The following is a 616-nucleotide window of genomic DNA, read 5'->3' as shown; positions in this document are numbered from 1 at the left end:
GCGCGCGCCGGCCGGCATCCCGGCCGGGTTGCCGCCTCGCTTCCCGCCTGACCGGTTCTTCCTGCTCTTTCTGGACGCGGTACTCATCAGCTCTCCGAAGTCCTGCGACGGCTCGACGACATGGGCCGACGGCGGCACGGCGTGATCATGGCCGCGCCGTTCGCGGCCCCTCGACGGCCAGTGGGCGCGCGCCTCGTTCGAGGATGCGGTCGACGGTGAGCGCACCGGCTGGCAGGCAGACCACCAGGACGCTCGCGGCGAGCAGCAGACCGTCCCGGATGATCTCTCCGGTGTAGTGGATGGGCGCGCCGGCGGTGAGGTCCCCGCCGGTGGAGAAGCAGCCGCAGCCGATGCGCAGGCCCCGCGCGGCGGCCGAGGCGATCGCCGCGATGTAGCCGGCGAGCAGCAGCGCGGAGACGACGGCGCTCACCCGCACCGCCAGCCCGACCAGCAGCAGCAGGCCGAGCGCGATCTCCACGAACGGGACGGCGTAGGCGACCGGGTGCACGAGCGCCTCGGGCAGGATGCGGAAGGCCCGGACGGATCGCACCATCCCCTGCGGGTCGCCGATTTTGATCATTCCGGCGGCGAGCCAGAGCCCCGCCAGCCCGAGGCG

Annotated in this window: 1 protein-coding gene; it reads right to left on the bottom strand. The window is 73.4% G+C overall.

All coding sequences use genetic code 11. From position 1 onward, the window contains the following. Nucleotides 1–145: 145 nt before the first annotated feature. Nucleotides 146–616 (bottom strand): MauE/DoxX family redox-associated membrane protein (locus tag NBW84_RS19930; RefSeq protein WP_250286362.1); only part of this gene is annotated, 471 nt, incomplete at its 5' end.

It is taken from the genome of Protofrankia sp. CiP1_Cm_nod2 (assembly GCF_920664355.1).
In the GTDB taxonomy this organism is placed as follows: domain Bacteria; phylum Actinomycetota; class Actinomycetes; order Frankiales; family Frankiaceae; genus Protofrankia.
This window is presented reverse-complemented; position numbering and strand designations above follow the sequence as displayed.